Source organism: Streptomyces mexicanus, assembly GCF_902506575.1.
Lineage (GTDB): Bacteria > Actinomycetota > Actinomycetes > Streptomycetales > Streptomycetaceae > Streptomyces > Streptomyces mexicanus.
On record NZ_LR732544.1, the window covers coordinates 7,095,872 to 7,108,243 of the forward strand.

The 12,372-nt window shown below is 72.2% G+C and carries 8 protein-coding genes; 4 read left to right on the top strand and 4 right to left on the bottom strand.

From position 1 onward, the window contains the following. Positions 1–84 precede the first annotated feature (84 nt). On the top strand, positions 85–1,182 hold the full coding sequence (locus GV126_RS31670; protein ID WP_159674337.1) for a chitinase: 1,098 nt from the start codon (positions 85–87) through the stop codon (positions 1,180–1,182). Positions 1,183–1,449: 267 nt separating this feature from the next. Continuing rightward, positions 1,450–1,920: a GNAT family N-acetyltransferase gene (locus GV126_RS31675; RefSeq protein WP_202036457.1), complete on the top strand. Its 471-nt coding sequence runs from the start codon at positions 1,450–1,452 to the stop codon at positions 1,918–1,920. A gap of 144 nt (positions 1,921–2,064) precedes the next feature. Here the strand turns inward: GV126_RS31675 and GV126_RS31680 are convergent, their stop codons facing one another. Next, positions 2,065–5,352 (bottom strand): TIM-barrel domain-containing protein, encoded by a 3,288-nt coding sequence (locus tag GV126_RS31680; RefSeq protein WP_500305219.1) that lies wholly within the window; start codon positions 5,350–5,352, stop codon positions 2,065–2,067. A gap of 290 nt (positions 5,353–5,642) precedes the next feature. On the opposite strand from GV126_RS31680, the gene GV126_RS31685 reads away from it, so the two are divergent. Further along, positions 5,643–5,813, top strand: coding sequence for a hydrophobic protein (locus GV126_RS31685; protein ID WP_159673046.1), 171 nt, complete (start codon positions 5,643–5,645; stop codon positions 5,811–5,813). A 406-nt stretch (positions 5,814–6,219) separates the two neighbouring features. On the opposite strand, the gene GV126_RS31690 is transcribed toward GV126_RS31685, so the two are convergent. Continuing rightward, positions 6,220–6,828: a TetR/AcrR family transcriptional regulator gene (locus GV126_RS31690; protein ID WP_159673048.1), complete on the bottom strand. Its 609-nt coding sequence runs from the start codon at positions 6,826–6,828 to the stop codon at positions 6,220–6,222. Positions 6,829–7,009: 181 nt separating this feature from the next. Here GV126_RS31690 and GV126_RS31695 point away from each other — a divergent pair, with 181 nt between their 5' ends. Continuing rightward, a complete protein-coding gene (locus tag GV126_RS31695; RefSeq protein WP_159673050.1) occupies positions 7,010–7,714 on the top strand; it encodes an SDR family oxidoreductase in 705 nt (234 codons plus the stop codon). Here the strand turns inward: GV126_RS31695 and GV126_RS31700 are convergent. Beyond that, a complete protein-coding gene (locus tag GV126_RS31700; protein WP_236570206.1) occupies positions 7,647–9,881 on the bottom strand; it encodes a SpoIIE family protein phosphatase in 2,235 nt (744 codons plus the stop codon). The genes GV126_RS31695 and GV126_RS31700 overlap by 68 nt on opposite strands. Before the next feature lie 313 nt (positions 9,882–10,194). Beyond that, positions 10,195–12,333 carry a transglycosylase domain-containing protein gene (locus GV126_RS31705; protein ID WP_159674345.1) on the bottom strand — a complete coding sequence of 713 codons (2,139 nt, stop codon included), beginning with the start codon at positions 12,331–12,333 and terminating at the stop codon, positions 10,195–10,197. Between the last annotated feature and the right edge of the window lie 39 nt (positions 12,334–12,372).

Genomic DNA, 12,372 nt, shown 5'->3' on the forward strand with positions numbered 1-12,372 from the left:
CCCCTCCCCCACACCCAAGGAGTGACCTTGACCGTCCCTGCCTCCACCTCCCGTCCCCGGCCGCGCTTCCTCAGACGCCGCGGCCTGCACCGGGTGACGCTCGGCGCGGCTGCCGCCGCCCTCCTCGCCGCCCTGTTCACCGCCGCGCCGGCCCACGCCGCCGACGGCCGCATCACCGGCCTGGCCGGCAAGTGCGTCGACGTGGCCGGCGCGAGCAGTGCCAACGGCACACCCGTGCAGCTCTACGACTGCAACGGCACCAACGCCCAGAACTGGTCCAACCCCGGCGACGGCACGCTGCGGGCGCTCGGCAAGTGTCTCGACGTGGTCGACCGCGGCACCACCGACGGCGCGGCGGTCCAGCTGTGGGACTGCACCGGCGGCGCCAATCAGCAGTGGGTGGTCACGGCGGCCCACGACATCGTCAACCCGGCCGCGGACAAGTGCCTGGACGTCCGCGACAACAACAGCGCCAACGGCACGCGGCTGCAGATCTGGACCTGCACCGGGGCCGCGAACCAGAAGTGGACCGCACCGGCGGGCGGTGGCACGTCCGCGCCCTCCGGTTTCGTGGTCTCCGAGGCCCAGTTCAACCAGATGTTCCCGAACCGGAACAGCTTCTACACCTACAGCGGCCTGGTCCAGGCGCTCAGCTCCTACCCGGGTTTCGCCACCACCGGCAGTGACACCGTGAAGAAGCAGGAGGCCGCCGCCTTCCTGGCCAACGTCAGCCACGAGACCGGCGGCCTGGTGTACGTGGTCGAGCAGAACACCGCCAACTATCCGACCTACTGCGACTGGAGCCAGTCGTACGGCTGCCCGGCGGGCCAGTCCGCCTACTACGGCCGCGGCCCCCTGCAGCTCAGCTGGAACTTCAACTACAAGGCCGCGGGTGACGCACTCGGCATCGACCTGCTGGACAACCCCTGGCTGGTGCAGAACGACCCGGCGGTCGCCTGGCGGACCGGCCTGTGGTACTGGAACACCCAGTCCGGCCCCGGCAGCATGACCCCGCACAACGCGATGGTGAACCAGGCCGGATTCGGCCAGACCATCCGGTCCATCAACGGCTCCCTGGAGTGCGACGGCAAGAACCCCGCACAGGTCCAGAGCCGCGTCGACGCCTACCAGCGGTTCACCGCCATCCTCGGGGTGAGCCCCGGCGGCAACCTGTACTGCTGAGCCTCGCGCCGCGCGAGCCGGCACCCGCGTGCCCACGGCGAAGGGACGCCGTGGGCACGCGGGGCGTTTTCGAAACCAGCGTCGTCCGCCCGGAGGACGCGGCCGAGCCGGCAATACGGTGCCGGCCGCACCTGGCGGGTTAAGCTCAGCCACCACCCACATCGGCGTCCGTCGTCACCGCGCCCCCGAGCGGAGACGGCCCGGTGGCCCGGCCGTGTTCGGCCTCGGACGGGACCGTGCGGCGCCGGACGGAGGAAGAGGTGTGGCATGAGGTCTCCGGGCGTGCACCTGCGGGAGGTCACCGACGGCAACCGGGACGCGGTGCGCGCGCTGCGCGTCCGGCGCGACCAGAGGCAGTTCGTCGCCTCCGTCTCCCTGTCCCTGAAGCAAGCGGCGAAGAAGCCGGAGACCCGTCCCTGGTACCGCGCCGTGTACGAGGGCGAGGAGCCGGTGGGCTTCGTGATGCTGATGTGGAGACCTCCGGCCGGTCCGTTCCAAGGACGGCACTTCCTCTGGCGTTTCCTGATCGACAAGCGGTACCAGAGGCGGGGGATCGGACGCGCGGCCCTCACGCAACTCGCCGCCCTGGTGCGTGCGGACGGCGGGACGGAGCTGCTGACCAGCTACGAGCCCGGGGACGGAGAGCCGTGGCCCTTCTACCGGAAGTTCGGGTTCGAGGCCACCGGGGAGACCTACGACGGCGAGATCGTGCTGCGGCTCGCCCTTCCCCCTCGCTGAGTCGTTCCGCCCTCGCCGAACGGCACCGGGCCGGACGCCCGCGCGGAGGCGCAGGGTGTGCGCCGGTTCGCGGGCGGCCGGCCCGGTGTGGCCCTCGCCGGGTGTGGCCGTTCCTGGGGAGGGCCGTTCCTGGGTACCCGTCCCCTACTGGTAGGTGACGGTGATCGGCCCGTGCACGGTGTGCCGGGGCAGGCTGATCGTGAGCGTCCCGGTCGCCCGGTCCCAGTGGTAGTCGCCGCTGGTCAGCCGGACCCCGGTGGCGGTGACTTCGGTGGGCGCGTGGGTCGTCCCCAGCAGGGACAGCGTCCACCGGCGGTCCTTCACCTGGCCGGGGAAGGAGCCCTGCGCCGCACCGATCGACACCGTGTGGCGGGAGCCGCTGCGGCCGTACCGGACCGTGGTCGTGGCGCTGTGTCCCACTCGCGCGGTGGTCCCGTCGTCCTCGTACAGGCGGTACGAGCCCGGCGCGCCCGTGGCCACGGTCAGGGTGACGTCGCTCAGCGGGGCCTTGTCGTCGCCCGGGACGTCATGGGTGCGGGTCGGCAGGATGCCGCCGGCCTTGATGAACACCGGCATGGTGTCCAGGCCGGTGGTGACGTCCTGCGTGGTGCCGCCCTGGTAGGTCTTGCCGGTGAAGTAGTCCGTCCACCGGCCCGGCGGGAACCACACCGAGGTGGTCGCGGTCGTCCCCGGTGTCGTGACCGGCGCGACCAGGACGTCCGGGCCGTAGAAGTACTCGCTGCCCGCGGTGGCGTACGCCTGGGCCTCGTCGGGGTACTCCAGGTAGGTGGGCCGGACGATCGGCACGCCGGTGCGGTTGGCCTCCTCGGCCAGTGAGTAGGTGTACGGCACCAGGTTCTCGCGGAGGTTGAGGAACCGGTCGGCGGACTTGCGCGCTTCGGTGCCGTACTGCCAGGGCAGCCGGTCGCTGTGGTTGCTGTGCAGGCGGTCGATGGGCTGGAAGGTGCCGAACTGCACCCAGCGGGCGTACAGGTCGTCGGGCAGCTTGTGCGTGGTACGGGTCTGGCCGCCGTCGGTGTAGGTCTCCGAGCCGGTCAGCCCGGTCGTGTCGTTGTGGCCGCCGATGTCGTGCGTGACGGCGGCCATGCCGGTCGCCGCGGACTCGCCCGGGGTGTAGCCGACCTCGAGCTTCAGGGTGCCCCAGGTGGAGGAGGTGTCACCGGTGAAGTGCACGGTGGTGCGCTTGTCCGCCCACGGCCCGGTCGGCAGTGCCTGCTGGCCGCTGTATCCGCCGGCCTGGAGCGAACCGTAGGCCCGCGAGAGGACGAAGCCGCGGCCGAGCCTCTGGCCGGTGAGCGTGGCGTACTGCTGGTTGATCCACGCGTCCGGTGTCACACCCTTCAGGGACGACTGCGAGGAGTCGCAGCACCAGTCGAGCCACCAGAAGTCGTTGCCCTGCTCGTCCATGGTCCGGTGCAGGTCCAGGTACGCCTTGAGCTGGTCGGGATCGCCGAAGTCGAAGGTGTAGCAGTTGTTCTCGACCGAGGCGCCCCCGGCGCAACCGCCCTTCGTCAGCTTGCCCTTGGCCGTCGCCTGGGCCTGGGCGAACTGCGGGTCGGAGGCGAGGATGCTCGGGTGCACGTTGAGCGTGTTGTGCAACCCCTGGGCGGCCGACCAGTCGAAGAACCCCTTCGGATCCGGGAACTTCGTCCGGTCCATCTCCCAACCGCTCCAGTCGTTCACGGCCTTGTAGTCCGTGTCGGTCACCAGCACGTCCAGCGGGACGCCTTCGGAGCGGAAGGCCGGCAGGATGGTGTTTCGGTAGTCGGCCGCGGTGCGGTCGATGTACTCCGAGTACCACACGCCGTACGCCCAGGCGGGCAGGAGCGCCGGGGGGCCGGTCAGGGTGGCCAGGTCGGTGAGGCCCTGCTTGTAGTCGTGCCCGTAGCCGAAGACGTAGCCGTCCTGGTACGGCTCGCCGCCGTGCGAGGGGCGCGGTGTCACCTGCTGCGTGGCGGTGTCGTAGAGCGCCGACGGGGTGTCGTCCAGCAGGTACCAGCCGTCCCTGTCGAGCAGGCCCGGGGTGGTCACCGGGGCGGGGCCGTTGCCGGTCACGCCGTCCAGACCGCGGCGGTAGCCGCCGAGTGCGATGTGCGGCTGCGGGGCCGCGGCGCCGGCGGGGGCGACGGAGACGGTGTCCAGGTTGACGTGGCAGCTCGCCGCCTCGGGGCAGCCGAGGGTGACGTCGTCCTCGCCCGCTTTCAGGGTCACCGGCACCGAGGCGGTCTGCCAGTCGTCCCAGTCCTTCGTCGCCGGCAGGGTCAGGGTCGCGGTGTCGGCACCGGTGGACACCGAGGCGGTGCGGGTCTGGTGCAGGCCGTCGCTGCCGGTGCCGTTGGCGTAGCGCACCCGCAGGGTGTAGGTGCCGTCGGCGGGCACCTGGACCAGGTGGGTGGTCACGCTCGATCCCTGGTTCAGCTCGGCGACGAAGCCGTTGCCCGCGTAGCCGCCGTGGTCGGTGGCGCTGGTCGCGGTGCCGGCGATCCGCCCGGCCTCCGCCTCGCAGCTCGTGCCGAGCAGGCAGTCGGTTATGGCGGTGGTGGACACCGGCGGGTACGGGTCGCCGGGGCGCACCAGCGCGACGCTGTCGACGTTGACGTTTCCGGTGTCCGAGGCGGAGTGGGTCAGTGCGATCGTGTGGTGGCCCGCGCTCAGTTTCACCCCGGCGGCGGTGGCGAGTTTCCAGGTGTCCCAGTTCCCCGTGGTCGGCAGCGTCACCGTCCGGCCCGCGCCGCCGTCGACGGACAGGCTGAGCGTCCGGGTCTCGTTCTTGCCGTCGCCGCCTTGGGCGTTGGCGTAGCGCAGGGCGAAGTCGTAGGTGCCCGCCTCCTTGACATCGATGTCAGCGGACGCCGAACTGCCGGTTCCCACGAATCCCGCGGCGAACCCGGTGCCGGTGTGGCCCGAGTGGTCGGACGACACGGACACGCCGTCGAGCCGGAGGCTCTCCGCCTCGCACAGAGCGCCGGGCGAACAGGTCAGCCGCTGCCAGGGGGCGGCGGTCACCGGGGCGTCGCCCGCGCTCAGGCGCACCGAGAGGTTCCGGGCGTCGAACGGTCCGGAGCCGACCCGGTAGCGCAGGGTCATCGCGCTGGTTCTGATGGTCAGCCAGCCACCGCTGGTGCGGGCGGTGTAGGCGGCCGGTGTGAACCCGTCGCGGCCGATCGCGTTGAACGTGGGGTCGTCGGTGAACTTGTGGTCGCCCGCGTACTCGGTGCGGATGAGCGTCGGCGAGAGGATCTCGAAGCGGGCGTCTCCGGAGGTGACGGAAGGAATGTGGTGTTTCTGGCCGCTGTGAGCCGATGCGGGCCCCGCGCCGGGCAACGTGACGGCGACGGCCATGCCCAGCGCGGCGGTGAGCGACCACCGCGGCAGGGAACTCCACCGTCTCCTCGTGCAATGGGGTCTCACGAACAACTCCGTTCTCGGGTCTGCCGGGCGGCCCGTCCGTGCCGCACCGGTGGGGACACGACCTCTCCGTCGGTTTCCATCGATGGAAGTGAGCGTGAGCATCACAACACGCCGATGGCTGCCCTGTACATGAGTGAGACGCGCCCCAGCGCGAAAGACCGCGGGGAGGTGACTGCGAGGGCGCAGGTGTGCGCCGCCCCCTGATGCCCGCCAACCTGTAAAAGTAACGCGCAGTTTGTGTGCTTGTCCGGCTGAACCACGGGCATCCGGTGGCCAGGAGGTTGATAACGATGGTTCCCCTGCTTCTGGTTCTGCTGCTGGCCCTGATCCTCTTCGGCGCGGGTTTCGCACTGAAGGCGCTGTGGTGGATCGCGGTGATCGTGCTGGTCGTGTGGCTGCTGGGCTTCATCGTCCGGCCTGCGGGCAGCGGTGGCCGCAAGGGCCGCTGGTACCGCTGGTAGTCACGGTCTGCGTACGAGGAGCGGTCTCCGCACGAGGAGCGCCTCCGTACGAGGAGCGCCTCCGTACGAGGAGCAGCGCGCCCTGCGAGGCGGACACGAGGGCCCGGCCGGGCGACGGCCGGGCCCTCGCGTGCGGTAACGGGCGGCCCACACCGGTCAGTTGCCGGCTCGTCCTCGCGGATCACGGCTGCGGCGCGGATCCTCCACGAAAGCGCGCGGTTGGACGGAGCCGGGCGCAGTCCCTCCGGGGGCCGCCGGGCTGCGCCGAGACACCGGGGAGGGCGTGGGGCCGGGGCGGCCACGAGCAGGTGTTCCGGCCGCGGGCGGGCACAGGGCCGGCAGGGCGGTGTCGTCCCCACCGGTGGGCCACGGGGACAGGAACAGCACCGCGGGCGCCCGTCGGCGGCTACTCCCCCACGCCGGCCGCGTCCATGAGCGCGCCCGCGGTGGCGAGCGCGAGCCCGTCCAGGCGTTCGGCGCCCGTGCCGGCACGGGTCGCGGCGCCGTCGTAGACCAGGGTCAGCTGACGGGCCAGCAGCGCCGGGTCGGCCGCACCGCCGCGTTCCGCCTCCGCGCGGAAGAACGCCGCCAGCCCACCCTTGTGCCGCAGCGCCACGACGCTCGCCGGATGCTCGGGATCCTTGAGCTCGACCAGGGTCGACACGTAGGGGCAGCCGCGATAACCGGGGTCCTGGGCGACTTCCTCCAGGCGTCGGAAGACGTACAGCATCCGCTCGCGTGGCGAGGCCGGCTCGTCCGGCGGCGGCAGCAGGAAGGCGCTCAGCACGGGCGCCCGGCGCTCCAGGGACGCGGCGATGATCTCGTCCTTGCCGGCGAACAACTGGTACATCGACCGCTTCGAGACACCGGCCGCACGGCACAGGGCGTCCGTACCGACACCGACGCCCTCCCGCTCGAACAGCTCGGCCGCCGCGTCGAGCAGCCGTTCGCGGGGCGGCGCCTTGGCGGGCGATGCCGCGGAGGCGGTGTCGGATGCGGGCTTCGCTGTCGTCATGGATCGAGCGTACCGCGAGCGCTCGACAACGGAAACCGATCGGTTTACTCTCGTCAGAGAGAGGTAAACCGATCGGTTTCCTCCATGTCCGGGCACCCCTCGTGCCTTCCGGTCCGGTGCCCGCAGCGGACCGGCGCCCCAGCGGGGGTCTCCCCGCTCGTCCCATGGAAGAAGGCTCCCCATGACCGTCAACGGCTCCGTCGCCTTTGTCACCGGCGGCAATCGCGGCCTCGGCGACCGCTTCGTGCGCGCCCTGCTGGAGGCCGGCGCGAGCAAGGTCTACGCCGCGGCCCGCGACCCCCGCAAGGTCACCGCCGCAGGGGCGATCCCGATCGCGCTGGACATCACCGACCCGGCCGCCGTGCGGTCCGCGGCCGAGCAGGCCCCTGACGTCACCCTCCTGATCAACAACGCGGGCACCTCGTCCGGCGCCTCGGTGCTCGACGGCGACCTCGACGCCTTCCGTACCGACTTCGAGACGCATGTGCTCGGCACCCTGGCCGTCAGCCGCGCCTTCGCGCCCGTGCTCGCCCGCAACGGCGGCGGCGCGATCCTCAACGTGCTCTCCGTGCTGTCCTGGTGGGCGATGCCCGACGCCGCCGGGTACTGCGCGGCCAAGTCCGCCGCGTGGTCCGTCACCAACGCGCTGCGCGTGCAACTGGCCGGCCAGGGCACGCAGGTCAGCGCCCTGCACGTCGGCTACATGGACACCGATCTGGTCGCCGCGCTCGACGTGCCGAAGTCGGATCCCGCCGACATCGCCCGGATCGCCCTGGAAGGCGTCGACAAGGGCCTGCACGAGATCGTCGCCGACGAGATCAGCCGCCAGGTGCGCGGCGCTCTGTCGGCAGGCGTCGAGGCGCTCTACCCGCAGTCGGCGCACTGACCGCCGCCGCTTCCCCGGTCGGTCCGGCGCGTCCCGGGCCCGCGTTCTCCGTCTCGAGCAGCAGCAGGGCGATGTCGTCGCCGTTGGCACGGTCGTCGTGCGCCCGGCCCGCCATGACGCGCAGGAGCCTGTCGCGCAGCGTGGGCAGGGGGCCCGCAGGGGCCTGGGCGATGCACTCGGCGAGGTCGCTGACGGCCTTGCCCAGGTCGGCGCCGGGCCGTTCCACGAGGCCGTCGGTGTAGAGGGCCAGCAGGCTGCCGGGCGGCAGCGCGATCTCGGTCGTGTGGAACCGTGCGTCCGGCTCGATGCCGAGGAGGAGACCCGGCGGCAGGTCCAGCACCTGGGTGCGGCCGCCGGGATACCGGACGATCGGGGGCGGATGGCCTGCCGTGGCCAGCAGGGCACGCCCGCGCCGCAGGTCGATGTGCGCGTAGACACAGCTCGCGAACAGGTCGGTGTCCAGATCCTCCAGGAGGCGGTTGGTGCGCGCGAGGACCACGTCGGGGGACGCGCCGACCTGAGCGTGGCTGTGCACGGCGGTGCGGACCTGTCCCATCAGTGCGGCCGCCCGCACGCTGTGCCCCTGCACGTCGCCGATGACGGCCGCCGCCGTGGCCTCGTCGAGCCGGATCACGTCGTAGAAGTCACCGCCGACGTCCAGGAGGGTGGTGGCCGGCTGGTAGTGGGCCTCGACGCGCAGGCCCCTCAGCCGCGGCAGTTCGCCCGGCAGCAGGCCCGCCTGGAGGTCCCGGGCCGCCCTGGCGTTGGCGTCGTAGAGGCGAGCGCGTTCCAGCGCCTGTGCGATCACCCCGGCCAGGGAGGTGAGTTCCGCGCGCTCGTCGGGGGCGAAGGGGCGCCGCCGGTCGTATCCGAGGACGCAGCAGCCGATCGTCCTGCCGGAGACCGTCAACGGCAGGTAGGCGTACGCGGCCATGTCCCCGTACCGTTCCACGTCCGGATACGCGCGCAGCAGCGCGGTGCTGTCCGGGTGGAACGACGCGGTCCCGCTCTCGATGGTGCGCACGCCTTCGGTGCGGGTGGCCATCGGCAGGCCCTCGAAGTACGCGGGCATCTCCGGGGGGAAGCCGCGCGAGCCCACGACGTGCAACCGGCCCTCCTCCGCGGTCAGCAGCGCGAACCCCTGTGCGTCGAGCACGGGCATCATCTGCTCGGACAGGGAGTCGGTCACCTCCTGGACACTGACCGCTTCGGTGAGCGCCGACGCCAGGTGCAGCAGGTGGAACAGCGTGCCGGCGCGGACCGGGGCGCCGGCCGGGGCGGTCCGGGCGACCTCCCGCTCCCGGTCCTGCTCCGGCAGGTCGATGGCCCGTACGCGCAGCGTGATCCCCCGGTCGTCGGCGTACAGGACGAACGACAGCCACTGGCCGCGTGGGTGGCGCGCGCTGAAGCGCGCGGGCAGACGGCTGAACAGCGCGGACAGATACGCGTTCTCGTTCGCGGGGTCGTCCAGCCAGGGCAGCACCTCCCAGGGGCGCTGCCCCAGCAGCTCACCGGGGCCGCTGCCGAGGAGTTCACAGGCGCCGGCGCCGAGGAACGTCACACGCCCGTCCAGGTCCAGTCCGCACACGCCGCCGGGAAGGCGGTCCACGACGTGGACGGCCGGATCCTCGCCCGGTGGCGCAGGCGGCTCCAGCGCCAGCGGCTCGGACCGCGGCCGCACCGGCTCTCCCCTCTCGGCGGATCGTCTCAGCCCCCGCGCCATGCGCCGGCAGGCGTCGCCGATGGCGCGTCGCTCGTCGGTGCCGAGCGTGGGCGGCCGGGTGCCGGGCCACAGCAGCAGCACCGCCCCCCAGCAGGTGCCGCCGTCGACCAGGGGGGCCACGTACATGGCGACCGGATACGGGAAGGCCAGTGCGGTACGGGGGAAGCGACGCGCCAGCTCCTGATGGGAGCCGATCCACACCGGCCGGCCGGTGCGCACCGCCTCGGCCACCGGAACGGGGGCCGCGCGCGCCACCCGGGACCAGGGCCGGGCGATCCGGGCAGGGACCCCGGTCACGACGGTCATCCGTATGAGCCTGTCCTCCGGGACGTCCAGATACGCCGCCACCACGTGCGCGGAACCGGCCTGTGCCAGGCGGCCCACCTCGTGGTCCAGGGCACGCGCGCCCTCCTGCGGTGCGGCCCCGCCCTCATGGCCGAACACAGCTTCCCCGCCTCTCGTAGGACCTCCCGGTCCCGGCTCCCGGTCCCGGCTCTCGGTCACGGCTCTCGGTCACGGCTCCTGGTTCCGGCGCGGCAGGTCCGGCGTCCGGTTCGCCACCCGGCGGCCCCACGCACATCACTCCGGATTAACCCAGAGGTTACCGCTTTGCTACTTTTGACACGGATTGCCGGTGGGGGAGCCACCGTCGGCCGGGGTCGCGGGTCGGCGCCCCTCGCGTGGCGGGAGGCGCGCGTACGCGGTGATCGCTACGGTGCGGTGCGGTGGCGGCGGGGTGCCGCCGGCCGGCCGGAGGTCAGCCGAGTGGAGCCATGGCGCCGGACCAGATCGTGTAGGGCACGCTGTGGGCGGCGGTGCCGGCGAGGCCCTTGAGCGGCAGCGGTTCGAGGCTCTTGGCCAGGTCCATGCGGTAGACGACGACGGCCGTGGACACCGACTCGGCGGTGCCGGCGTACCAGGCGGCGGTGTCGTCCTCGGTGGTGCCGGCCTTGCCGGCCACCGGCGCGCCCGCGGGCGCCGCGGTGGGGTGGGCGGTGCGGAAGGCGTCGGTGAGCGCCTCGGTGACCTGCCGGGCCACCGGCGCGTCCACCGCGCGCCGCGCGGGCGAGGCGTCCAGGCGCACCTGGGAGCCGTTGCGGGTGATCCGGTGCACCGAGTACGGCTCGGGGTGCATCCCGTCGGCGGCGGAGGTGGCGTAGCCGCTGGCCATGCGGATGGCGCTGGGGGTGGAGCTGCCCAGGGACAGCGCGGGCACCTGCGGGCCGATGCTGGAGGCCAGCAGCCCGCAGGCCACGGCGGTCTGCTTGACCTTGTCCAGGCCGGTGTCCATGCCCAGTTGCATGAACGGTGTGTTCACCGACCGGGCGAGCGCCGTGCGCAGGGGGATCTTCCCCCAGTCCTTTCCGCCGTCGTTGTGAGCGGCGACCTTGCGGCCGCTGCGGTCCCAGTAGGGGCCCTCGGGCGTGGTGACGGGGACGCCGTCGTCGCCGTCGTAGACGGTGTCCGGGGTGATCCGCACGCGGGGCGCGTCCCGTTTCTTGACGACGCCGTGCTGCAGGCCGGCCGCGTACACGAACGGCTGGAAGGCCGAACCGGCGGGCACGGTGGCGGCGTTGGGCTCGTTGTAGCCCTGTGTGCGGGGGGCGGGGCCGCCGTAGACGGCGAGGATCCGCCCGTCGGTGGCCACCGAGGCGGCGCCGTAGTGGGCGGACTTCGCCAGGCCGGGCTCGGCGCTCTTCGCCTGCTCGCGGGCGTCGGTGACGGCCTTGGTGAGCGTCTCCTCCCGCTTGCGGTCGAAGGTCGTGTAGATCTGGAAGCCGCCCAGGTCGAAGTCCTTGTCCGACAGGTGCGCGGCCTTCTTGGCGTACTGCGAGGCCAGTTCGACCAGGTAGTCGCTCTGCTGGCCGGTGTCGTACAGCGGGTTGGTCTTCAGCGGCTCGGGGAACGTCGTGTACGTCGCGCGTTCCCGCGCCGACAGTTTGCCGATCTTGACCATGCGGTCGAGGATCCAGTTCCAGCGTTCCACGGCCCGCTGGTGGTTGGCCTTGCTCAGCGTCGGGTCGTACAGGCCGGCGCCCTTGAGGAGCGAGGCGAGGAAGGCGGCCTGGCTGGCGTTGAGTTGATCGACGTCCTTGCCGTAGTAGGCCTGCGCGGCACGCTGGATGCCGTAGGTGCCGCGACCGAACCAGCTGGTGTTCAGATAGCCCTCCAGGATCTTGTCCTTGCTCATCTTGTTGTCGAGCTTCAGGGCGATCATCGCCTCGGTGAACTTACGGGTGACGGTGCGGTTCTGGTTCAGGTAGACGTTCTTGACGTACTGCTGGGTGATGGTGGAGCCGCCCTCGGTGTCGCCCTCGCCGACCGTGCGCCACAGGGCGCGGGTGAGGCCCTTGAAGGAGATGCCGGGGTCGCTGTAGAAGGTCTCGTTCTCGGCCGCGAGGACCGCCCAGCGCACGTCCGGGGGGATGTCCTTCAGCGGCATGGCCTGCCGCTGGACCCAGCCGGTGCGGGCCATCGGCGTGCCGTCGGACCAGAAGTAGACGTTGTCCTGCTGGGTGGCGTAGCTGTTCAGGTTCTGCGGTATGTCCGTGGTGGCGTAGGCGATGACCAGGAAGACGCCGGTCAGGCCGATGGCGCCGAGGGTGCCGCCCAGCCACTGCCGCCAGGAGGGCAGCCAGCGCCGCCAGCCGGTGCGGCCCGGGCGCGGGTAGACGGGTTTCAGCTTGCGCGCGTACGGCGCGAGCACCGCGGCCAGCGGTGCCAGAAGGCGGCCGGCCGGGGCCAGGAGCCGGGCGACGGCGGCGGGTGGCGCGAGGGTACGGCTTCGCTTTCTGCGCCGGTCGGGCCGCGGGCCCGAGGGCTGGTCGGAAGCCGGGCCCGAGGGCGCGGCGGGGCGCCGGTCGGCCGGGCGGGGGCGGATGGCGCGCAGCCGCATGGTCTCGTGCGGCTGCGATGCGCCGGCGGAGTCCTGCGG

Excerpts from the sequence above, each read along its gene's own strand:
- GV126_RS31685 (WP_159673046.1), top strand. The coding sequence starts at position 5,643 with ATGGTTCCCCTGCTTCTGGTTCTGCTGCTGGCCCTGATCCTCTTCGGC.
- GV126_RS31705 (WP_159674345.1), bottom strand. The coding sequence starts at position 12,333 with ATGCGGCTGCGCGCCATCCGCCCCCGCCCGGCCGACCGGCGCCCCGCC.
- GV126_RS31690 (WP_159673048.1), bottom strand. The coding sequence starts at position 6,828 with ATGACGACAGCGAAGCCCGCATCCGACACCGCCTCCGCGGCATCGCCC.
- GV126_RS31675 (WP_202036457.1), top strand. The coding sequence starts at position 1,450 with ATGAGGTCTCCGGGCGTGCACCTGCGGGAGGTCACCGACGGCAACCGG.
- GV126_RS31695 (WP_159673050.1), top strand. The coding sequence starts at position 7,010 with ATGACCGTCAACGGCTCCGTCGCCTTTGTCACCGGCGGCAATCGCGGC.